This is a genomic window from Shigella dysenteriae, from assembly GCF_022354085.1.
Classification (GTDB): domain Bacteria; phylum Pseudomonadota; class Gammaproteobacteria; order Enterobacterales; family Enterobacteriaceae; genus Escherichia; species Escherichia coli.
Genome location: NZ_CP055055.1, coordinates 2,280,865 through 2,302,932, shown reverse-complemented (window position 1 = coordinate 2,302,932; position 22,068 = coordinate 2,280,865). Strand labels below are relative to the sequence as shown.

General features: G+C 49.8%; 24 protein-coding genes and 2 pseudogenes. 7 read left to right on the top strand and 19 right to left on the bottom strand.

The window, feature by feature from the left end:
- Positions 1-20: 20 nt before the first annotated feature.
- Both mcbR and curA read right to left on the bottom strand, forming a co-directional pair.
- The gene (mcbR, locus tag HUZ68_RS11060) at positions 21-686 is read right to left on the bottom strand and encodes a colanic acid/biofilm transcriptional regulator McbR (RefSeq protein WP_001302140.1); all 666 of its coding nucleotides are present in this window, start codon (positions 684-686) and stop codon (positions 21-23) included.
- Between the two features lie 197 nt (positions 687-883).
- Positions 884-1,921, bottom strand: a complete 1,038-nt coding sequence (gene curA / locus HUZ68_RS11055) for an NADPH-dependent curcumin/dihydrocurcumin reductase (RefSeq protein WP_021574594.1) — start codon at positions 1,919-1,921, stop codon at positions 884-886.
- Between the two features lie 180 nt (positions 1,922-2,101).
- On the opposite strand from curA, the gene HUZ68_RS11050 reads away from it, so the two are divergent.
- Both HUZ68_RS11050 and HUZ68_RS11045 read left to right on the top strand, forming a co-directional pair.
- A complete protein-coding gene (locus HUZ68_RS11050) occupies positions 2,102-2,620 on the top strand; it encodes a GNAT family N-acetyltransferase (protein WP_000027563.1) in 519 nt (172 codons plus the stop codon).
- Entirely contained in the window at positions 2,617-3,066 is a 450-nt protein-coding gene (locus tag HUZ68_RS11045) for a DMT family transporter (protein ID WP_001076539.1), read from the top strand. Before HUZ68_RS11050 ends, HUZ68_RS11045 begins: the two co-directional genes overlap by 4 nt.
- Here HUZ68_RS11045 and ydcY read toward each other — a convergent pair whose 3' ends face one another.
- Entirely contained in the window at positions 3,067-3,300 is a 234-nt protein-coding gene (gene ydcY, locus HUZ68_RS11040; RefSeq protein ID WP_000018633.1) for a DUF2526 family protein YdcY, read from the bottom strand.
- Positions 3,301-3,385: 85 nt separating this feature from the next.
- Entirely contained in the window at positions 3,386-3,559 is a 174-nt protein-coding gene (gene ortT, locus HUZ68_RS11035) for an orphan toxin OrtT (protein WP_001595729.1), read from the bottom strand.
- 194 nt (positions 3,560-3,753) lie between these two features.
- Between ortT and yncL the strand changes: the two genes are divergently transcribed.
- Positions 3,754-3,849 (top strand): stress response membrane protein YncL, encoded by a 96-nt coding sequence (yncL, locus tag HUZ68_RS11030; RefSeq protein ID WP_001303494.1) that lies wholly within the window; start codon positions 3,754-3,756, stop codon positions 3,847-3,849.
- A gap of 96 nt (positions 3,850-3,945) precedes the next feature.
- Here yncL and patD read toward each other — a convergent pair whose 3' ends face one another.
- The 8 genes from patD to hicA all read right to left on the bottom strand — a co-directional run bounded on the left by patD (position 3,946) and on the right by hicA (position 11,662).
- Positions 3,946-5,370 (bottom strand): aminobutyraldehyde dehydrogenase, encoded by a 1,425-nt coding sequence (gene patD / locus HUZ68_RS11025; RefSeq protein WP_001163882.1) that lies wholly within the window; start codon positions 5,368-5,370, stop codon positions 3,946-3,948.
- Positions 5,371-5,391: 21 nt separating this feature from the next.
- On the bottom strand, positions 5,392-6,186 hold the full coding sequence (locus HUZ68_RS11020; RefSeq protein ID WP_000555458.1) for an ABC transporter permease: 795 nt from the start codon (positions 6,184-6,186) through the stop codon (positions 5,392-5,394).
- Positions 6,176-7,117, bottom strand: a complete 942-nt coding sequence (locus tag HUZ68_RS11015) for an ABC transporter permease (protein ID WP_001251315.1) — start codon at positions 7,115-7,117, stop codon at positions 6,176-6,178. Before HUZ68_RS11015 ends, HUZ68_RS11020 begins: the two co-directional genes overlap by 11 nt.
- Complete coding sequence (locus HUZ68_RS11010; protein ID WP_000220411.1) at positions 7,118-8,131, bottom strand: ABC transporter ATP-binding protein; 1,014 nt, start codon at positions 8,129-8,131, stop codon at positions 7,118-7,120.
- 17 nt (positions 8,132-8,148) lie between these two features.
- Positions 8,149-9,294, bottom strand: a complete 1,146-nt coding sequence (gene ydcS / locus HUZ68_RS11005) for a putative ABC transporter substrate-binding protein YdcS (RefSeq protein WP_000047424.1) — start codon at positions 9,292-9,294, stop codon at positions 8,149-8,151.
- Positions 9,295-9,538: 244 nt separating this feature from the next.
- Positions 9,539-10,945, bottom strand: a complete 1,407-nt coding sequence (locus HUZ68_RS11000; RefSeq protein ID WP_000760655.1) for an aminotransferase-like domain-containing protein — start codon at positions 10,943-10,945, stop codon at positions 9,539-9,541.
- A gap of 78 nt (positions 10,946-11,023) precedes the next feature.
- Complete coding sequence (gene hicB, locus HUZ68_RS10995; RefSeq protein ID WP_077778300.1) at positions 11,024-11,440, bottom strand: type II toxin-antitoxin system antitoxin HicB; 417 nt, start codon at positions 11,438-11,440, stop codon at positions 11,024-11,026.
- A gap of 45 nt (positions 11,441-11,485) precedes the next feature.
- A complete protein-coding gene (gene hicA / locus HUZ68_RS10990) occupies positions 11,486-11,662 on the bottom strand; it encodes a type II toxin-antitoxin system mRNA interferase toxin HicA (protein WP_000813794.1) in 177 nt (58 codons plus the stop codon).
- A gap of 221 nt (positions 11,663-11,883) precedes the next feature.
- On the opposite strand from hicA, the gene HUZ68_RS10985 reads away from it, so the two are divergent.
- Positions 11,884-12,114: a YncJ family protein gene (locus HUZ68_RS10985; RefSeq protein WP_000494244.1), complete on the top strand. Its 231-nt coding sequence runs from the start codon at positions 11,884-11,886 to the stop codon at positions 12,112-12,114.
- Between the two features lie 91 nt (positions 12,115-12,205).
- On the opposite strand, the gene rlhA is transcribed toward HUZ68_RS10985, so the two are convergent.
- Together rlhA and sutR are read right to left on the bottom strand one after the other, a co-directional pair.
- A complete protein-coding gene (gene rlhA, locus HUZ68_RS10980; RefSeq protein WP_033815235.1) occupies positions 12,206-14,167 on the bottom strand; it encodes a 23S rRNA 5-hydroxycytidine C2501 synthase in 1,962 nt (653 codons plus the stop codon).
- Positions 14,168-14,239: 72 nt separating this feature from the next.
- Positions 14,240-14,776, bottom strand: a complete 537-nt coding sequence (gene sutR, locus HUZ68_RS10975; protein WP_021577428.1) for a DNA-binding transcriptional regulator SutR — start codon at positions 14,774-14,776, stop codon at positions 14,240-14,242.
- Between the two features lie 91 nt (positions 14,777-14,867).
- Between sutR and ydcO the strand changes: the two genes are divergently transcribed.
- Complete coding sequence (gene ydcO, locus HUZ68_RS10970) at positions 14,868-16,043, top strand: BenE family transporter YdcO (RefSeq protein ID WP_021556777.1); 1,176 nt, start codon at positions 14,868-14,870, stop codon at positions 16,041-16,043.
- A gap of 39 nt (positions 16,044-16,082) precedes the next feature.
- On the opposite strand, the pseudogene HUZ68_RS10965 reads toward ydcO, so the two are convergent.
- Positions 16,083-17,291 (bottom strand): annotated as a pseudogene (locus HUZ68_RS10965) (RNA-guided endonuclease InsQ/TnpB family protein).
- A 7-nt stretch (positions 17,292-17,298) separates the two neighbouring features.
- On the opposite strand from HUZ68_RS10965, the pseudogene tnpA reads away from it, so the two are divergent.
- Positions 17,299-17,805: pseudogene (gene tnpA / locus HUZ68_RS10960) on the top strand (IS200/IS605 family transposase).
- Positions 17,806-17,822: 17 nt separating this feature from the next.
- Here tnpA and HUZ68_RS10955 read toward each other — a convergent pair.
- The 3 genes from HUZ68_RS10955 to tehA form a co-directional block, all read right to left on the bottom strand.
- Complete coding sequence (locus tag HUZ68_RS10955; RefSeq protein WP_001261013.1) at positions 17,823-18,491, bottom strand: DUF3313 domain-containing protein; 669 nt, start codon at positions 18,489-18,491, stop codon at positions 17,823-17,825.
- Between the two features lie 302 nt (positions 18,492-18,793).
- A complete protein-coding gene (tehB, locus tag HUZ68_RS10950; RefSeq protein WP_033814803.1) occupies positions 18,794-19,387 on the bottom strand; it encodes a tellurite resistance methyltransferase TehB in 594 nt (197 codons plus the stop codon).
- On the bottom strand, positions 19,384-20,376 hold the full coding sequence (gene tehA / locus HUZ68_RS10945; protein WP_033814808.1) for a dicarboxylate transporter/tellurite-resistance protein TehA: 993 nt from the start codon (positions 20,374-20,376) through the stop codon (positions 19,384-19,386). Before tehA ends, tehB begins: the two co-directional genes overlap by 4 nt.
- Positions 20,377-20,499: 123 nt before the next feature.
- On the opposite strand from tehA, the gene ydcK reads away from it, so the two are divergent.
- A complete protein-coding gene (gene ydcK / locus HUZ68_RS10940; protein ID WP_239594192.1) occupies positions 20,500-21,480 on the top strand; it encodes a YdcK family protein in 981 nt (326 codons plus the stop codon).
- Here the strand turns inward: ydcK and rimL are convergent.
- Positions 21,475-22,011: a 50S ribosomal protein L7/L12-serine acetyltransferase gene (gene rimL / locus HUZ68_RS10935; RefSeq protein ID WP_033814801.1), complete on the bottom strand. Its 537-nt coding sequence runs from the start codon at positions 22,009-22,011 to the stop codon at positions 21,475-21,477. The genes ydcK and rimL overlap by 6 nt on opposite strands.
- Positions 22,012-22,068 lie beyond the last annotated feature (57 nt).

Sequence of the window (22,068 nt, the reverse complement as noted above, 5' to 3'; positions counted from 1 at the left end):
GTATTTGCCGGGCATTTACTTTAACGATTGTATTGCTGGTATAAAATAGCAATATTTTGTTGCATAATTTCAGCAAGACAATGTCTGCATCCCTCTTTGTCTTTTGCTTTTAACGCAGCGAGTAACAGATGATAGTTTTCTATATGCTCCCGTAATTCCGCTGGATTAATCGCTTCATAGAGATAATGTAAACCAGGTCCCATCCTGACCCACAGTTGCTCAATCATCTCACACAGGATGGGCATATTTGAGCGATGATAAATCGCTAAGCGAAATAGCCTGTTTACATTAATGATTTGTTCCATGTCGCCCTTTTCTTGCGCCTGCTGTAATTTCTCGAGCAATTCCTGGAGTTCCGCCAGGTCTTGCGGGGTGAGGTTTTCAACAGCCAGAGCAACTGCCATTAATTCCAGTTCGTAGCGGATCCGATTGATTTCGTCTAATTGACGTTTCCCCACTTCCGGAACTGTAAATGCTTGCGCTGGTGCGACAGAAAGCGCATTCACCGAAACCAGACGTAATAATGCTTCACGCACAGGTGTAATACTCATACCTAATTGCTCCGCCAGATTTTTAGTAATCAGGCGTGCGCCAGGTTTTAGTGCGCCAATACTAAGCTGATGTTTCAGGTCGTTCTCAACCTGCAGAGTCAAACTGACATGTTTCATTTTTTCCGTTCCAGGCATTTTAATTCCTTCGCGTGTTTTCTGTCCAACCCTGCCTGCATGGCAGAAGGAATTCACCTGGTGTATTAAAGTGAATAATCATAAACCACTCACCTTTGTTGTTATTAGCAGCAGAACAATGATGTGGTTAGTTAATTAAAGCTGAAAATAAGCTTTTTGCCTGGATTTTTATGGCGGCTTACGCCGCCGTTGAAACTTTAATCATCACCCGCCACGCGGATCACCACTTTGCCGAAGTTTTTACCCTTCAGCAGGCCGATAAACGTCTGTGGCGCATTCTCTAAACCGTCAGTAATTTCTTCGCGGTAGTGGATTTTATCCTCTTTCACCCATTGCCCCATCTCCTTCTGAAACTCATGGATGCGGTGACCATAATCCTGAGCGATAATAAACCCTTGCAAGCGAATACGTTTTTTCAGCACCGTTGCCATCAACAGGGGTAAACGATCCGGACCGGGTGGTAGCTCTGTAGCGTTATAGCTGCTCACTAAGCCACAAACGGGAATGCGCGCAGATGTATTAAGTAATGGTAGCACAGCATCAAATACCTTACCGCCCACGTTTTCATAATAGATATCAATACCTTTTGGGCACGCTTTCGCCAGTTGTTCGGCAAAATCGTCCGCGTGGTGATCAAGGCAAACATCGAAGCCTAACACCTCGGTAGCATGGCGGCATTTTTCCGCGCCACCGGCTACCCCCACCACTCTGCAACCTTTAAGTTTGCCGATTTGCCCCACCGTCGCCCCCACTGGTCCTGTCGCCGCAGCTACCACCAACGTTTCGCCCTCTTTAGGCTGACCGATATCCAGTAGGCCCATATAAGCGGTAAAGCCTGGCATCCCTAGCACACCCAGCGACCACGATGGATTTTGCGGATGATCGCCAAGTTTCACCAGATCATCACCACTGGATATGTCATAGTCTTGCCATCCACTGTAGCCCAGCACCCAGTCGCCAGACTGATAATCAGGATGATTCGACTCCACGACACGGCTCACCGTACCGCCGACCATCACGCCGCCAATATCAACCGGCGGTGAATAAGATGGCTCATCGCTCATACGTCCACGCATATACGGGTCCAGGGACAAATAAACTGTGCGCAGTAACACCTGTCCTTCACCCGGTGTGGCGACATCATCTTCTTCAAGACGGAAATTCTCCGGAACCGGTGCGCCATGTGGACGCGAGGCCAGAACCCAACGTCGATTACGCTGCTTTTGTTGCCCCATAATGCTCTCCTGTGCTTTTGGCATGAATCCATCAATAGTAGCAGGCTCGCAGGATTGGTTTTGTTTGCAGCCGTCACACCCCCTCTGCAACACGCAATAATTTCATCGAGGAATCCGTTGCTTCGGGCTGTTTTCGATAGTATTGATAACATCATCATCATTATTTTATTGAGGCCAGACATGTCCATCCGTTTTGCCCGCAAAGCCGACTGTGCTGCCATTGCGGAAATTTATAACCACGCCGTGTTGTATACGGCGGCTATCTGGAATGACCAAACGGTGGATGCAGATAACCGCATTGCCTGGTTTGAAGCGCGGACCATAGCAGGTTATCCGGTGCTGGTAAGTGAAGAAGATGGCGTAGTGACGGGATATGCCTCATTTGGCGACTGGCGTAGTTTCGATGGTTTTCGCCATACCGTGGAACATTCGGTTTATGTCCATCCCGATCATCAGGGCAAAGGTCTGGGGCGTAAATTGTTAAGCCGATTGATTGATGAAGCGCGAGATTGCGGGAAGCATGTCATGGTCGCCGGGATCGAATCGCAAAATCAGGCCTCGCTGCATCTGCACCAGTCGCTGGGATTTGTCGTCACCGCACAAATGCCGCAGGTGGGCACTAAATTTGGGCGCTGGCTGGATCTGACATTTATGCAGTTGCAACTCGACGAACGCACTGAACCGGACGCGATTGGATGAATCAGTCGCTCACCCTTGCCTTTTTGATTGCCGCCGGAATTGGTCTGGTAGTCCAGAACACGCTGATGGTGCGCATCACCCAGACCTCCTCTACCATTCTCATCGCCATGTTGCTGAACTCACTGGTGGGGATTGTGCTCTTTGTTTCTATTTTATGGTTTAAACAAGGTATGGCGGGGTTTGGCGAACTGGTGTCCAGCGTGCGCTGGTGGACACTTATACCTGGCTTGCTGGGATCGTTTTTTGTCTTCGCCAGTATCAGCGGATATCAGAATGTGGGAGCGGCGACAACTATTGCAGTACTGGTCGCCAGCCAGCTGATTGGCGGTCTGGTGCTGGATATCTTCCGCAGTCATGGCGTACCACTACGGGCGTTGTTCGGCCCAATTTGTGGCGCAATTTTACTTGTGGTTGGCGCCTGGTTGGTGGCCAGACGCTCATTTTAATCACAGGATGGTGCCGCCTTTGGTTAACTGTTCGTGGCGCGCTTCCATATCTTCTTTATGCTTGCGACCGTGATGGGCGATCGCTGTGCGCAGACGTTGCTGCTGGGTGTAGCGATCTTCCCGACTTAACTCCGCGTCATCGCTCAGGGCGATTAATAATTCGTTCATATGGGCAATGACGCTCTCTTCAATCGCGGCATCCACGCGCGCGATGACTTCATCCAGATGCGACATACTTTCTCCTTAGCCACTTGTGAAATTTATCGATTCATCCAAATGATATAAGTCTGCGTGGTGCCGTCAAGCCAGTGAGTAAGATTTAAAACAGTGAAAACAACAGCGCCACCGGGAAACTCATCGGCCATGTTGCCCCCACCAGAAAGGCGCTTAAGAAACGGATGCGTTTCTTATCGTGAGAAAGAAACCAGGTGATAAGAAATGAGATTGCTGCCATAACCGCATAAAAAACAAGCATATGTTGATAGAGAGACATGTACGGGCGTCCAGCCAGATGAATAAAACGCGCGCAAATATGCGTCATTTTTTGACGTGCATCAAGTTTTTTAACCGGTTTGAGAAAAAAACATCAAACAGCAACTTGCCCTTATCCATCTTCAGAATGAGTATTATTGCGGATTTTCTTAACCCGTACTATACACATAGGGGCAATGATAAAAGGTGGCAAAAATGAATGTTTCCAGTAGAACTGTAGTACTGATAAATGTCTTTGCTGCTGTTGGTTTGTTTACTCTTATCTCTATGAGATTTGGCTGGTTTATTTGATGTAGTGATTTTGCACGCAGCACGTACTGTCAGAGAAATCAGTGCTCTGACAGTACGTAAGATCATCTCATACTCTTACGATCTGCAATATTATCCTTAATGTTTAACCATGACGTGGCGGACGACGGTGTAATCCTCCAGCCCATAAAGTGACATATCCTTGCCGTAACCAGAAAGTTTCTGCCCACCGTGCGGCATTTCACTTACCAGCATGAAATGGGTATTGACCCAGGTACAACCATATTGCAGCCGTGCACTGACGCGATGCGCCCTGCCCACATCTTTCGTCCATACCGAAGATGCAAGTCCGTACTGGCTGTCATTCGCCCAGTTCACCACCTGTTCTTCGTTGTCGAAGAGCGTAACACTCACTACTGGACCAAATACCTCTTTTTGCACGATGGCATCGTCCTGTAATGCGCCAGCCAGCAGCGTCGGCGCATAGTAATAGCCATTACCCTTGCGCTTTTCACCGCCAGTGATCACTTTGATGTGCCCTGTCGCTTTCGCCTCTTCTACTGCCTTGCTGACGCGTTCGAGATGCGCCAGCGAGCTTAAAGGTCCAAGCTCCGTAGACTCGTCATCCGGCGCACCAGATTTTAACGTTGCCACCGCAGCACCCAGTTTTTCCACCAGCGTATCGTAAATGCCTTTTTGCGCGTAGATCCGACAAGCCGCAGTACAATCCTGTCCAGCATTGTAATAGCCAAATGTACGTACACCTTCGACCACTGCTTCAATATCCGCATCATCAAAAACAATCACTGGCGCTTTGCCACCAAGTTCCATATGAGTACGCTTAATGGACGGCGCGGTATGGCTGATGATGTGCTCGCCGGTGGCGATAGAGCCCGTCAGCGACACCATCCGCACTTTAGGATGTCCGGTCAGCGGATCGCCCACCGTTTTGCCTCTGCCAAACAGTACGTTAATCACGCCTGCCGGGAAGATATCTTTCGCCAGCTCTGCCAACTTCAACGCGGTCAGCGGGGTAATTTCTGATGGTTTAAGCACTACGCAGTTCCCTGCCGCCAGCGCCGGAGCCAGTTTCCACGCTGCCATCATCAGCGGATAATTCCACGGTGCGATAGAAGCCACGACCCCCAACGGATCGCGACGGATCATCGAAGTATGACCTTCAAGATATTCACCTGCCGCCAGACCATTCAGACAGCGCGCCGCACCCGCGAAAAAGCGAAAAACATCGACAATCGCCGGGATTTCATCATTGAACGCACTATGCAGCGGTTTGCCACAATTACGGGACTCCAGTTCGGCAAAAACCTGACCATTTTCTTCGATAACATCAGCCAGTTTCAGCAGACATTCCGCACGCACTTTCGGCGTGGTTTGCCCCCATTCGGCAAATGCTGCATCTGCCGCGCGCACAGCAGCATCGACCTGCTCTGCGGATGCCTCGGCAATCTCCAGTAAAACGTCCCCCGTTGCCGGATTATAGACAGGCTGTTTTTCCCCTTCGCCGCTAACCAGTTCTCCGTTAATCAGTAACTTATGTTGCATAGCATATTCCTGTATCAGTGGTTATTGACCATTGTCGCCTTCGCGGGTTAGCCACCAGGCCCCCAGGATCGGCAAGGTTGTTACCAACATAACCAGCAGTGCCACCACGTTAGTTACCGGTACATCACGCGGTCGCCCAAGCTGATTGAGCAACCACAACGGTAACGTTCGTTCATGACCTGCCGTAAAGGTCGTAACGATGATTTCATCGAACGACAAGGCAAACGCCAGCATTCCTCCTGCCAGTAACGCCGAACTGAGATTCGGCAACACTACGTAGCGGAAGGTTTGCCAGCCATTGGCCCCAAGATCCATTGACGCCTCAACCAGACTCCACGAGGTGCGGCGAAAACGGGCGATGACATTGTTAAACACCACCACTACGCAAAAAGTCGCATGGCCGACCACGATGGTGAAAAATCCCGGCTCCAGATTGATGGTTTTAAAAGCGGTTAATAGCGCCAGACCAGTGACAATGCCCGGCAGCGCAATGGGCAGCAGCAGTAACAGCGAAATGGCGTTTTTGCCGAAAAAGTCTCGTCGCCACAGCGCGGCAGCTGCAAGCGTCCCTAACACCAGCGCGATTAATGTCGCCAGCGCCGCCACTTTAAGTGACAGTGTCACGGCATCAAGAATATCACTACGCTGTGCTGCCACGCTAAACCAGCGCAGCGTCAGGCCTTGCGGTGGAAAACTAAACGCCGCATCTTCAGTGTTAAACGCATAGGCGGCGATAATCAGGATAGGAAAATGTAGGAAAACTACGCCGCCCCAGGCCGCCAGTTTGAGGAAAAACGGTGCGCGTTCAGAGTGCATCGAACGCTCCCAGACGTTTCACGAACGCCAGGTACAGTGCGATGAGAACAATCGGCACCAGGGTGAATGCCGCCGCCATCGGCATATTGCCAATCGCCCCCTGCTGGGAATAAACCATATTGCCGATAAAATATCCTGGAGGGCCAACCAGTTGCGGGACGATAAAATCACCCAGTGTGAGTGAGAAGGTAAAGATAGAGCCAGCGGCAATACCCGGGATCGCCAGCGGCAGCACCACATAGCGAAAGGTTTGTCGTGGACGTGCGCCGAGATCAGCTGACGCCTGCAACAATGACGGCGGCAAACGCTCAAGCGCCGCCTGCACGGGCAGGATCATGAACGGCAGCCAGATATAGAGAAACACCAGAAAGCGCCCCAGCCCGGAAGTTGACAGCGTATTGCCGCCCACCGCAGGTAATGTAAGGAACGCAGTCAGCAGTGGTTCCAGCCCCAGATGTTGTAAAAACCACTGAGCCACGCCATCTTTTGCCAGCAATAACGTCCAGGCATAGGCTTTAACAATGTAGCTCGCCCACATCGGCAACATTACCGCGATATAAAAAAACGCTTTCATTTTTCCGCTGGTATAGCGCGCCATATACCACGCCATTGGAAAAGCCAGAATGGCGCTGGCGATAGTGACTGCCACAGCCATAGTCAGCGTGCGGAGAATGATGTCGTAATTTGCCGGATTAAACAGCGCACGGATGTTCGCCAGCGTCAGTTCCGGCGTTACCGACATGGTGAAATCGTCAAAGGTATAAAAGCCCTGCCATAACAGCGTTAGCAGCGAGCCGAAATAGACAATGCCAAACCACATTAGCGGGCCAAGCAGCAGCAAAAACAGCCCCAGCCCCGGATTCCGCCAGAAGAAACCGGACACCTTACCCAGACCTGGACGTGAAGGTGATTGCAATACGTTCATCGCCATTCACCTCTCCTCAACCAGCGGCACCATCACATCACGCGACCAGGAAACCATCACCTGTTGTCCGGGCGTGAGCGTGGCAGGCAGTTCTTCGCCTGTCATATTGGCCTGACTCACCAGCAGTTTTTCACCGCCGTTCAATTTCAGTTCAAAACGAGTTGCCGCGCCCTGATATTGCACCGCCTGGATCGTGCCATTGGCCTGCAGTTCACCTGGGGTGTTGAGACGGATATGTTCCGGTCGTAGTGCGAAGCTTCCCGTCATGCCACAAAGTTTCTCTGCCATCAGTCCATCAAAAACATTCGATGTCCCAACGAATCCGGCAACAAACGGCGTGCGCGGGCGCATATAGAGATCGCGCGGGGAATCGACCTGCTCAATGCGTCCATTATTGAAAACCGCCACACGATCGGACATCGATAACGCTTCGCCCTGATCGTGGGTAACGAAGATAAAAGTGATACCGAGAGACTGTTGCAGTTTTTTCAGTTCCAGCTGCATCTGCTCACGCAATTTGAGATCCAGTGCGCCGAGCGGTTCATCCAACAGCAATACGCGCGGTTCATTCACCAATGCTCTGGCGATAGCAACCCGCTGGCGCTGACCACCAGAAAGTTGTGACGGTTTACGTTGCTGTACAAACCCCAACGCCACTTTCTCCAGCGCCTCTTGCGCCATTGCGTGCCGCTGCTTTTTATTCACGCCTTTGACCATCAGCCCATAGGCGACGTTGTCAAGAATCGACATATGCGGAAATAGCGCGTAGTCCTGAAAGACAGTATTCACGTCCCGCTCCCACGGTGGCAGATTGCTGGCGGGTTTACCAAAGATAGAGATAGCCCCGCCGGAAAGCTGTTCGAAGCCAGCAATCAGGCGCAGGCAGGTGGTTTTGCCGGAGCCGGACGGCCCCAGCATAGAGAAGAACTCACCATCTTTTATCGCAATACTGACGCCATCTACTGCGCGCACGTCACCGTACAACCGCGAGACGTTGTCAAACTCCACTGCGTACGTCATAAAGCACCCCAGCGAAGTTAGCGACCGCCCATAATGGCAATGTAATCCTGCGTCCAACGACTGTAGGGAACAAACTTGCCCCCTTCTGCTATAGGCGTTTTCCAGAAGGCGATTTTGTCGAAATAGTTAAAACCGTTGGTTTCACAACCTTTTTCGCCTAATAACGGACTGGCTTTACACCCTTCCGGCACTACCGGTAACGAGCCAAACCAGGCCGCCACATCGCCCTGCACTTTTGGCGTTAATGACCAGTTCATCCATTTGTAGGCGCAAACCGGATGTTTCGCTTCGCTATGCAGCATGGTGGTATCAGCCCAACCGGTAACACCCTCCTTCGGGAAAACGGTAGCAACAGGCTGGCCTTCGGCTTTCAAGGCGTTGGCCTGATAGGGCCATGCACTGGAAGCAACCACACCCTCGTTTTTGAAATCGCTCATTTGCACGGTAGTGTCATGCCAGTAGCGATGGATCAAACTATGTTGAGCGCGCAGCACTTTCAGCACCGCCTGGTACTGTTCTTCGGTGAGTTGATACGGATCGCTGATGCCCAACTGCGGCTGAGTGGCTTTAACGAACAACGCAGCGTCCGCAATGTAGATAGGGCCATCATAAGCCTGAACGCGGCCTTTATTGCTCTTGCCGTCCGGCAGATTCTGCTCAACAAAAACCACTTGCCAGCTATCCGGCGGCGTCGGGAAGGTTTTAGTGTTGTACATCAGCAGGTTCGGCCCCCATTGGTAAGGTGTGCCGTAAACTTTGCCGCCCACGTTAAACCAGTCGCCTTTAACCACGCGCGGATCGAGCGTTTTCCAGTTGGGAATCAATGCGGTATTAATCGGCTGCACGCGTTTACCCATAATCAAACGCAGCGAGGCATCGCCGGATGCCGTAACCAGATCGTAACCCCCTTTGGTCATCAGACTGACCATTTCATCGGAAGTCGCCGCAGTTTTCACATTCACCGCGCAACCTGTTTCTTTTTCAAATTGCGTCACCCAGTCGTATTGTTTATCGGTTTGTCCGCGTTCGATGTATCCCGGCCAGGCGATAATATCCAGTCGCCCTTCCGGTTTATCTAAATTGGTAGGCGGTTCGGCGGCGTGAGCGGTCATTATTGTCATGCTGAGCGCACACAGGCTGCTGCGGGCAAATGTCTTGCTCATAAGGTCTTACTCCTGTCGTAATTAATTGTTCAGCCGCCGTGCCGTAAAAATATCTCCTTGTTTAACCATAGACGGCGGCTTGCAGGCACACCTTCGCCCCTGAGAAAATTTAATCAGGTTGTGAGCTACCGCGCATTATGCCGTCTGTAAGGTTATCTTCTGGAGTATAGACAAGGAGTTAGGAAATATGACTGCTATTCGAAATTCATATTACCCAATCTAAGAGGAATTAAATTAAACGCTATTACAGCCGTTCTTGAATAAGTTTGCCTAATTGTTTTACCGCCTGTTCTTCACGTTCTCCCCACTGCCACGCGGTATTAAAACGAAAAAAACGTGACCAGTTTTCACCGGTAGAAAACATTTTACCTGGCGCAATACTGATATGATGCGTCAGTGCCGCCAGGCTCAATTCGCCGGCATCTAACGGCTCGGGGAGCTCCAGCCAGAGAAAATAACCGCTGTCATTATGATGAATTTTCACTTCCGCAGGCAGATAACGCAGCAGTGCCTGCCAGGCACGTTGTTTACGTTCCGCAAGCTGGCGACGCAGGCGACGAAGATGGGCGTCGTATCGGCGCGTGGAAAGGTAATCCACCAGCGCAAGCTGCATCGGTGAGCTGGTGGAAAGCGTACTCATCAGCTGCAAGCGTTGAATTTTACGTGCATGTTTTCCGGCGGCGACCCAACCAATACGAAAACCAGGCACCAGACATTTCGAAAACGAAGAGCAATGCAAAACGCCATCGTGGCGATCCCACGCTTTCGCAGGCAGCGGTTTTTCCCGTCCAAAATAAAGTTCGCTGTAAACGTCATCTTCAATCAGCGTTACGTTGTACTGATTGAGCAACGCCACCAGTTGTGCTTTTTTTTGCGGCGTTAAGGTAAATCCGAGTGGATTCTGGCTATTAGTCATCAGCCAGCACGCTTTCACCGGATACTCCTGCAACGCCAGTTCCAGCGCCTGAAGATCGATCCCTTCTTTAACATCCGTCGCTACCGATAACGCTTTCAGCCGTAGCCGTTCCAGCGCCTGCAACGCGCCATAGAAACAAGGATTCTCTACTATCACCCAATCGCCCGGTTCAGTTACCGCTTGCAAACTGAGGTTTAATGCTTCTAACGCCCCGGCAGTGATGACAATTTCATCAGGAGAAATGGTGATGCCCTGTAAGGCATAGCGACGAGCAATAGCCTGACGCAGTTCTGCGTTTCCTGGCGGTAAGTTTTCAATCACACTCATCGCTGTGGCGGTTTTGCTTACCTGCGCCAGCGAGCGGTTTAGTTGTTGGAGGGGGAAAAGTCGCGGGTCGGGAAAGGCCGAGGCAAACGGAACGACCGACGGATCGCGACTGGCCTGCAACATATCAAAAATATAAGTGTTGATATCGACTGCTTCATCTCGAGTGACTGGAATGACTGGCACTTTCGGCATTTTTATTGCCTGTGGCGCAACGTAATAACCCGACTGCGGTCGTGCGATAATATATCCCTGACTTTCGAGCAACTGATAGGCATGGCTGACAGTCATAAAGCTCATGCCAGAAAGCGCCACCTGGTCACGCAACGAAGGCAAACGATCGCCGGGTTGCCAGATACCCGACGCAATCTGCTCGCGTAATTGTTCTGCAAGCTGCTGGTATTTTTTCATTATCGAATCGTAATTATGTGCAGATGATTCGGCAGTCTATATCAGTTGTTAAAAATGACAACTTTTCGTTAACTGTAATTAAACCATCACCAGCGATAACTCTTTGCCAAGCGCCTTTGCCGCGAGCTGGACGGCGTCGATTTTTGTCGCATGATGCAAGTTAAATAGGCGAGTAATCTCCTGTTTAGGTTTGCCAATTCGCCTGGCTAACTCTTGCTGAGTGATTTCTGACTGTAAAAAAGCATTTAACAGCAATACCTTAGAGGCGACGCTCAAAGGTACTTCAATAAAGTGATCATGACTATTTAATGGCGAAGGTAAAGGGATAAGCTCGTTATCTTCAAAATAAAAATCAAATGCGGTCTGTAAAGCATCTTTTGCCGCTTCCATCGCTTCAGCGACAGTTTCGCCCTGCGTCAACGCTTCAGGGATATCCACAAAAGAAACCATATAACCGCCTTCCGGCGCGGGTGTAAGAGTGACGGGATAACGCATAATTTCGACTGTCTCTCGCATGTCATTAACCTTTTTAATTGGCGATTAACTCAAACCGAGTTGTTTCAGGATTGCTTTACGCAATGGTTCTTTAATCTCATCGCAGGGGTGACGCGGCATGACACTGCGCCTCCCATGAAACCTGAGTTTCAAATGGTTGCTGCCATTCGCTACATCGACGCCCTGAGATTCGAGCCAACGTCTGAACTCGCTTTGTTTCACATCGCCTCCCTGCCGCTGAGTATATCAACAAAGTAAACATTAGTGTTTACCTCCGTGTGTAATTTGCTCGAAAATAGCACTAAATCGCCGCAACGGCAGAATGCAATGCAAAATCAGGAAGGAAGATTCCAGAATTTCTTTGCGCTAATTTGCAAAACTGAATAATAACCTCAAGAAACGATCGGCATCATAGCGGCAAAAGGTAAGAAAAAGGTGGCAGGATGTTTACGAAGGCGTTATCGGTTGTCTTATTAACGTGTGCGCTGTTCTCAGGACAACTCATGGCAGGGCACAAAGGACATGAATTTGTGTGGGTAAAGAATGTGGATCATCAGCTGCGTCATGAAGCGGACAGCGATGAATTGCGTGCTGTGGCGGAAGAGTCGGCGGAAGGTTTGCGCGAGCATTTTTACTGGCAAAAATCGCGCAAACCAGAAGCGGGACAACGTTGAGTCGTTTGATGCCGGATGCGGCGTAACGCCTTACCCGGCAGGCAATATCATGCAGATTCAATAAGTTGTGAGTAACCAGAAAACTGGCGTTTTACCCTTTTCGCTTCGGCAATGTTTTCAGCAGCTCATCCGGACTTACGGATGCCACTACGCTTCCCGGTAACGGCATTTTCAGTATGTGATTTTTGATTTTGCCAATGACGTGCATCTCGCATGGGCGGCAATCAAACTTTAGCGTTAATACTTCATCGCCGTTAACCAGTTGCATTGGCGTAGCCTTCCAGCTTTTGATATTGCCTTTCGCCTGTTTCGGGCACAAATTAAAGGCAAAGCGCAGACAATGCTTGGTGATCATCACCGGGACTTCGCCCTTCTCTTCATGTGCCTCATACGCCGCGTCAATCAGCTGCACACCATAGCGATGATAAAATTCACGCGCTTTCTGGTTGTAAACGTTCGCGAGGAAACTCAGATGCGTTTGCGGATAAACCGGCGCAGGATCAGCAACCGGTTTACGGCTGCCACGCTGGTAACTGGCAAGACGCGCAGCATCCAGCATGTCAGCAGCTTCACGGCGGAACTGGTTTAACAGACTGTTTGGTACAAACAGCGCCCCCGGCAAATTAATTTGCACATCGCGGGCGTAATAGATGGTTTGCCCCAGTTTTGCCAGACCATCCTTCAGATTGTTCATTGCTTTTTCGGCGTTATTGGCTTCGTCGAACTGCCCATCCAGCGTATGCGTGATGCTGACCCCCTCTTCACTGGTGAGGGTCAGAATCAATTGTTCCAGCCAACCGCCCAGTTCAATGTCTACCGCCACCCGACGTTCGCTGGAGGTTTTTGTCAGTGCCTGCTGCCAGTTATGATCAAGATTACGGTTTAGTGGGTGATGCGGGCGAATTTTGTGCAAATCTGCTGGCATTTCATTGGGCCAGACGCGGTACTGATTTTCTCCGGTTTTCTCGACCGTATTGGCACGAAAACCGACGACTTCACGTTTAATCAACACGTTCAGGCCATCGCCATTTGCCAGTGGATCGGTAACGGCAACATCAAGATGATCTTTCGCCACTTTCAATACTTCACCCACCGGCAGGCCGATAAATTTCGGCGAATCGAACGCGCCAATATCGCCTTTACGGGCATTCACAAAATAATCTGTGCTACCACGGTGGAAAGTCTTTTCCGTCGATGGAACAAAGAAATGTTCAGTACGACCTGATGAAGCGCGCGTCAGATCGCCACGTTCTTCAATAATGGCATCCAGCATCTGGCGATAATGGGCGGTGATATTCTTCACGTAGCTCATATCTTTGTAACGCCCTTCAATCTTGAAGGAGCGTACGCCAGCATCAATCAGCGCGCCGAGGTTGGCAGTCTGATCGTTATCTTTCATCGACAGCAGATGTTTTTCATAGGAAACCACCCGCCCCTGATCGTCTTTCAATGTGTATGGCAAACGGCACGCCTGCGAGCAATCGCCACGGTTGGCGCTACGCCCTGTTTGCGCATGAGAAATGTAGCACTGACCCGAATAGGCCACGCACAGTGCGCCATGAATAAAGAATTCAATGGTCGCGTCCGTGGCCTGGTGAATCGCGCGGATCTGATCAAGATTCAGCTCTCGCGCCAGCACAATCTGCGTGAAGCCAACATCAGAGAGGAACTTCGCTTTTTCTACTGTACGAATGTCGCACTGCGTACTGGCGTGCAGTTCAATCGGCGGAATATCAAGTTCCAGAATCCCCATATCCTGAACAATCAGCGCATCGACACCGGTCTGGTAGAGGTCAGTAATCAGCCGTTGCGCGGGTTCCAGCTCATCATCATGCAAAATGGTGTTAAGCGTGACGAAAATTTTTGCACCATAACGATGGGCAAACGGCACCAGCTCGGCAATATCTTTCAGGCTATTACTGGCATTATGACGGGCACCAAAACCAGGGCCGCCGATATAAACAGCATCAGCACCGTGCAAAATAGCTTCGCGGGCAATGGCGGCATCGCGTGCCGGGCTTAACAGTTCAAGTCGATGAGAAGATACGGTCACATTCTTATCCAGTAGCTGAAAAATGGCGGCTATTTTAGCCACAAGCGCGACGTTGCGAAATAGTTTTCCCGCTTAACTGCGCGGGTAATGGATGAGGGAATGAAAATGTACGGTTTGCTCCCCACCATTACGATAGACATGCGTGACGTCTGCAGCAAATCGAACGCCTTCCCCACAATTAAGGCTCTGCCATTCCCCATCAACGCACAGATCAAGTTGTCCATCAATGACGACGACATGTTCGATTACCCCCTTCTCATGGGGCGTCGATTCGCTTATTGCACCGGGTGCCATCTGAATCGAGAAGTGTTCAAAGCAGAGTTGTGGATCATAAGGAAACAGCGAAGTGATCACCATCGCCTGCTGTTGTGGATCATAAACTGAAGGCGTAGCGGACTGTGGCGGAGAAATAAATGTCGAAAAGGGCACGTTCAACCCAGTGGCAATTTTCCATAATGTCGCGACCGTCGGGCTGGACTCATTACGCTCAATCTGTCCTAACATTGCTTTAGAAACGCCCGTCGCTTCTGCCAGTCGCGAAAGACTCCAGCCGCGCTGCTGACGTAATTGTTTAAGTGTGGTGGATAAAAAGCGAGCGAGATTTTCCATGCGACTCCTCCGGCAAAACGGAAGTTTATCACTTGTGCGTTATAACGGACAAATGCTACGGTGCCTGTACGCTATAACGCACGAGGTGACTATGCGTCTGTTTTCTATTCCTCCACCCACGCTACTGGCGGGGTTTCTGGCGGTATTAATTGGCTACGCCAGTTCAGCGGCAATAATCTGGCAAGCAGCGATTGTCGCCGGAGCCTCCACTGCACAAATCTCTGGCTGGATGACGGCGCTGGGGCTGGCAATGGGCGTCAGTACGCTGACTCTGACATTATGGTATCGCGTACCTGTTCTCACCGCATGGTCAACGCCTGGCGCGGCTTTGTTGGTCACCGGATTGCAGGGACTAACACTTAACGAAGCCATCGGCGTTTTTATTGTCACCAACGCGTTAATAGTCCTCTGCGGCATAACGGGACTCTTTGCTCGTCTGATGCGCATTATTCCGCACTCGCTTGCGGCGGCAATGCTTGCCGGGATTTTATTACGCTTTGGTTTACAGGCGTTTGCCAGTCTGGACGGTCAATTTACGTTGTGTGGAAGTATGTTGCTGGTATGGCTGGCAACCAAGGCCGTTGCGCCGCGCTATGCGGTAATTGCCGCGATGATTATTGGGATCGTGATCGTTATCGCGCAAGGTGACGTTGTCACAACTGATGTTGTCTTTAAACCCGTTCTCCCCACTTATATTACCCCTGATTTTTCGTTTGCTCACAGCCTGAGCGTTGCACTCCCCCTTTTTCTGGTGACGATGGCATCGCAAAACGCACCGGGTATCGCAGCAATGAAAGCAGCCGGGTATTCGGCTCCTGTTTCGCCATTAATTGTATTTACTGGATTGCTGGCACTGGTTTTTTCCCCTTTCGGCGTTTATTCCGTCGGTATTGCGGCAATCACCGCGGCTATTTGCCAAAGCCCGGAAGCGCATCCGGATAAAGATCAACGTTGGCTGGCAGCTGCCGTTGCAGGCATTTTTTATTTGATCGCAGGTCTGTTTGGTAGTGCTATTACCGGGATGATGGCTGCCCTGCCCGTAAGTTGGATCCAGATGCTGGCAGGTCTGGCGCTGTTAAGTACCATTAGCGGCAGTTTGTATCAGGCGCTGCATAATGAGCGTGAGCGAGACGCGGCGGTGGTGGCATTTCTGGTAACGGCAAGTGGATTGACGCTGGTCGGGATTGGTTCTGCGTTCTGGGGATTAATTGCCGGAGGCGTTTGTTACGTGGTGTTGAATTTAATCGCTGACAGAAACCGATATTGACATCCTCCACGCCCTGAAGGACGTGGATCCCTGCTACGTTCAGGCTGTCGCCTGAATCATTTCGGTGGGTTCCTGCTTCAACGGGCGGCCTGACTGCACCATCTCTCCACAGGCAAGAACGGCGTGCCCCGCCGCTAAAATGTTACGAGCGCCATTTACATCGGCGTTCGCTGTATATCCACATACCTGGCATCTGAATTTACTTTGTGACAGGCGGTTCTCTTTCGCTGTATGACCACAGTACGCGCAACGCTGGCTTGTATACGCTGGCGGAACAGCAAGCACCTGACCGCCACGCCAGAGCTGCTTGTACTCAAGCTGGCGGCGCATTTCATACCAGCCCTGATCCAGTATCGAACGGTTTAAACCTGATTTTGCCCGGACATTGCGCCCCGGCTGGCTGACCGTACCCGCTGCTGACTTTGACATGTTGCTGACCTTCAAATCCTCAATGACTATCATTGCGTGGTTTTTGCTGACGGCCGTTGTGACTTTGTGAAGGTAGTCCCTGCGGATATTTGCGATACAGGAATGCAGTCGCTGTATTTTGCGTTTCTGCTTCTGCCAGTTGTTGCTGAATTTGACCTTGCGGCTTAACTGTCGCTGAAGTCTCGCCAGCGTCTTCTGGTTTTTCTGAAAACTGTTTACAGGCTCAAAGACTGTGCCATCTGACAGCGTGGCGAGTTTAGCCACGCCAGCATCCAGCCCGACCATTGATGCTGAAGGGTGAGCCGGAGTGGATACTTCACTTTCTGTCTGAATACTGATGTACCACTTACCGCAGGACTGGATGACAGTGACATTTTTCACAACACCCGTGACCTGACGGCTGTTCCGGTAGCGCATCCAGCCCAGTTTCGGCAGAAAAATACGGCTGTTTTCCTGATCGAGCTTAACGCCCTGCGGGTAGCGGAATGCATCATTCTGTCCCCGCTTTTTGAATCGGGGAAAAGCAGCCCGCTTCCGGAAGAAGTTTTTGTAAGCCCGCTCAAGGTCTTTCAGTGACTGTTGCAATGGCTATGAGGGAGAATCTTTAAGCCATTGCGTTTCAGTGGCATTTTTCCACTCAACCAGCCAGGAAGCCATTTTCCCGTAAGGGATGTATTTATTACCGGCCTCATGATTCTCATTCTGACGTGCCAGAGCACGATTGAAAACGAAACGACATGCGCCTGCGAAGCGCCTCATTTCACACTCCTGTTGACCACCTGGTCTTAACTGGAATTTAAATGCCTGTAATCGTTTCACAGGTCAAATGATACTTTGGTCTGTGAAAAAAGAAACCGATATCCGGCGTGGAAGGCATTGTGTTTTCCTGATGCATGTTCACCTGGTCTTTGTCACCAGATACCGACGCCAGATTTTTGACCATGACGCGACAGAAAAACTACGCACTTACTTTTCAAATGTATGTGCTTATTTTGAAGCTGAACTGGTTGAAATGGATGGCGAACCAGATCACGTCCATTTGTTAATTAACTAACCTCCCAAACTGGCGATATCCAGTCTGGTAAACAGCCTCAAAGGCGTATCGGGTAGGTTACTGCGACAAGATCGACCAGATATTGCAGTCAGGTATTACTACAAAGGCGTTTTGTGGAGTCCTGGCTATTTTGCCAGTAGCTGCGGAGGTGCGCCAATATCCGTCATCCGCCAATACATTGAACAACAGCAAACACCTGGTCAGGTGGAAAACCGCGCCTTATATCCCCGCCCTGAAGGATGGGGTTTTACGGCGCACCGGATAAAAAGCGCCATCTAACGATGGCGCGTCTGGAACTACTTTTTGTTAACGTCAAACATGGTGGCATCGGTCGCCATGTCATCAATAACTTGTTTAATATTTTCGAAAGCCATTGGCGTACTTTCGTTATTCAGGTCTTTACCTTCGCCCTGACGAACGACTTTGATAACCGGTTTATTAGTCGCTGCATCAATCAGCTCACCTTCAAAATAGAGGCGAGTATCCATGGTACGGTGGCCTGTAGCCATTTGCGTCCCCGCAACCACTAATGCAACAGGAACCACTTCATAGAATTGCAGCCCTTCTTTGCTGGTATCTACACCGGTAATGGCCCCACGGAAAATCAGACTACGCGGCCCAGCGGTGGTAACCAGTGGTTTACGCTGCGCTATCGCTTCTTTCATTTCGGTGTTGGTATAGTTCAAAATTTTATCCAGAACTTTCTGCCCTACCTGGGTTGAAGGTTTCGGTACCGGATAATAAGTGATTGGGTTCCAGACGATGCTGTCATATTTGCTTTGATCAAAACTCGGGTCTACCCAACGTAAAACCGGTTTACCTGTAGCCGAGGTTGTTTCTTTTAAATCAGAGTAATTGTTTAAAAAACCAGAATATTTATCTGGCTGGGTGATTTTAGAGGCACAACCAGACAGAGCCAACAAGCCGCATAAAGCTGCAACTTTTGCAAATGATGTGGTACGCATGAATAGTTTCCTGAGATGATTATATTACTTTTTAAGTTATAGCAAAAAGCGCCGCTTCGTGTTGTGGCAAAAAAAGTGTTGGTGAAAATAAATTTTTCAGCCCCTTTTCAGACGACATAGTCAATGCCGAAAAAGGGGCTAAGTCAATCATCAGTAGTTAAATTTCAGTAAGTTAAGCTGCTAAAAAACTTCGACTACTGTGATTAATTTCACATCCCTTCGATAAAAAATATGCTTACCGAAAAGAAGAACAGTAAACCATCTCAGCGTGGGGAATTTTCACGCGCTTTGTTCTTACCGGGTCATTTTTTACGTGCCAGCATCGTGGCGAAACGCAGTTTAATACGATTACCGTTGGCGTCGGTGCGGTGCAGCTCGCCGACGTCTTCATTGTATTTCACCATCTCCCAGCCTTCGTAATATCGACGTAATTCTCTCTCTTTGAAGGCAAACGGGAAGCCGACGGTACATGGATAATCAGCGGTATCCATCGCTGCCACAATCAGGTTGTAACCGCCAGGTTTCGTGCAACGTTGCATATTGGCAATCAGCCCTGGGATGGTTTTAGCCTCAAGGAACATCAGCACCACAGTCGAAAGAATAAAATCGTACTGTCCAGCAAATGTGAGGTTATTCAGATCAACGACCCGAGTGTGTAAATTATCCAGATTTTCAATAGATTTAATGCGCTCGACGTTGGCGATACTCATGGCATTTTTATCCCATGCGTCAACATCATAACCATTGGCTGCCAGGTAAAGACTGTTACGACCATTGCCACAGCCCAGATCCAGCGTTTTACCCGGTTTAACCACTTTCACCGCTTCCAGTACTTCAGAGTGTGTGCGGGTTAATTCATATTTATCAGTAAAATAATTTTCGTCACGAATGATCATTCTTTGTCCTCTGCTTTCATTAAAACGGCGCGCTCGGTTCTGACTAACAATTTTCCCTGCATCAGAAGCGCAAAAGTACGGATGAGCAGTATTGCAATAATAAAATTGGTAAAGATAAACAGCGGCACCGCCAGCGTATGGAAAAATCCATTATCGCTGCCACTCCCCAGATGCAAACCGGTGGTTGCCAGTGCAGATACGCCGAACGAGAAACTCCAGAATGAAGCATTAAATGGCTGGGAGAGATACCATGGCATCAGACGTAGCATAAACAGCAGTTGCAGCAGTCCATAACCGAAAAGCAATTTCGCCAGCGTGTCACCCTCGCCGCCGTTGACGCTCAGCCAGGCACTACAGGCCACCAGCGCAGGAGCGAGCTGAATGCCGAGTGATGTCCGCAGTGCCGTGGGTAATTCTCCCGAACTGCGCAGACGCTGCAAGATCACCGGTTCAAGGCTTAGCCATGAGAAAACGCCTGCGCCTAAAAACACCAGACCGGCGTCGGTGTAGCCCAACGCACCACAGGCCATTGCGCTGATAAAGTTGTTGGCAACTGTCGGCAGATACAGTCCAGGCGTGGTAGCTTCTTCAGGGTGAGATCCGCGCCATAATCCCGCAGTTTGCCAGGCGGCATAAGCCAACTGAACCACGACACCAAAACTGAACAGGCACACCGCCAGTGGGCGAAACCACGGAACAAAACCAATCGCTACCAGCATCGTCGTTGCCGGAAACAAACTCACAAAACTGCTCAGCACTGGATGGCGCACTTCTGCCAGCACGCTATGCGGAAAGCGTATGAGTCGGGTAATAAATGCGCTAGTTAATAATCCCCAGATGATCATCGCCAGAATCACCATTCCATCCCCTAACCAGTGGCTGACCTGCCAAACCTGGCTGGCATAGCGCCAGGCAAATCCCATCCCTATCGTCCCCAACACAATACCAAAGTAGCCTGCCGGCAAATTGAGCACTTTATCGCTCTGTATCTTCTTACTCATTTTGTTTAATTTATAAAGTATATTTGAAATGCATTTTATGGAATTTTCTCGAGCATAGCCAGAGCCGCAGAATTTGCTACGGTTATAGTAAGTCACCTGTGGGAAAACGCTATGCGCAAATATCGTCTAAGTGAAGAACAGCGAGCCTTTAGTTATCAGGAAGATGGCACTAAAAAAAATGTGTTATTACGGCAGATTATCGCCATGAGCGATTTTAACGATGTGATAGCAGGAACCGCTGGCGGCTGGATCGATCGCGAAACGGTGTTAGCACAGGAAGGAAATTGCTGGATTTACGACCAGAATGCTATTGCGTTCGGCGGAACGGTGATTTCCGGTAATACGCGTATCACCGGCACCAGCGTGCTGTGGGGAGAGGTTTACGCAACGGATAATGTCTGGATCGATAATAGTGAAATCAGCCAGGGTGCATATATAAGTGACAGTGTCACCATTCATGACTCACTGGTTTGCGGGCAATGTAGAATATTTGGTCACGCCTTAATTAATCAACATTCTATGATCGTCGCAGCACAAGGCTTAACGCCCGACCATCAACTCCTGCTACAAATTTATGATCGCGCAAGGATTAGCGCCTCGCGTATTGTCCACCAGGCACAAATTTATGGCAATGCCGTCGTCCGGTATGCTTTTATTGAACATCGCGCCGAAGTTTTTGATTTTGCCAGTATTGAAGGTAATGAAGAGAACAACGTCTGGCTATGCGATTGCGCTAAAGTCTACGGTCACGCGCAGGTGAAAGCTGGCATAGAAGAAGATGCCATTCCAACGATTCATTACAGTTCGCAGGTGGCGGAATATGCCATTGTGGAAGGTAATTGTGTGTTAAAACATCATGTCTTGATTGGCGGAAATGCCGTGGTACGTGGTGGACCGATTCTGCTCGACGAGCACGTTGTAATACAAGGTGAGAGCCGTATTACAGGTGCGGTGATAATTGAAAACCATGTGGAGTTAACCGACCACGCCGTCGTTGAAGCCTTTGATGGCGACACGGTTCATGTCCGTGGTCCAAAAGTCATTAACGGCGAGGAGCGCATTACGCGAACGCCGCTGGCAGGGTTATTATGAATCGATAATACGCGCGTATAAGTTCACATCATCATAGGCATCATTCAGGAACTCAGCCTGTTTCAGGCAACCTTCAAGGATAAAACCATTGCGCAAAGCGACCTGGTTGCTTTGCGGATTGTCCACCCGACATTTGATCACGAAGCGTCTAAGTTCACCAGACTGGGCGTAATGATGAATCAATGCCTGCAGCGCCTGAGAAATGATCCCCTGCCCCTGATGAGATTCGTCCAGCCAGTAGCCTATTTCAGCGGTTTTATTCAGTGGTTCAATACGATTAAACGAGATAACGCCGATAAGTTCATCTTCTTTGAAAATCATGAACATTTTGGCATAGCCGCGTTGATGCAACATCACATTACCCTGCACCGTTTTTCGCGTGTCCTCTTCACTCTGAACGAACTGCGGCCAGTTTAGCGACTGCTGTAACCAGGTTTTATTTTTACAGATTAACTGATAAAGAGGAGTGACGTGATTTTCTGCAACAGCATGTAATTCAAGTAATTCGCTTATTTTTATCGTTTCAGTCATCTTATCTCCAGTCAATCCATGCAGTTGTTAAAAAAGCCGCCTGGCTGGCGGCTTAGG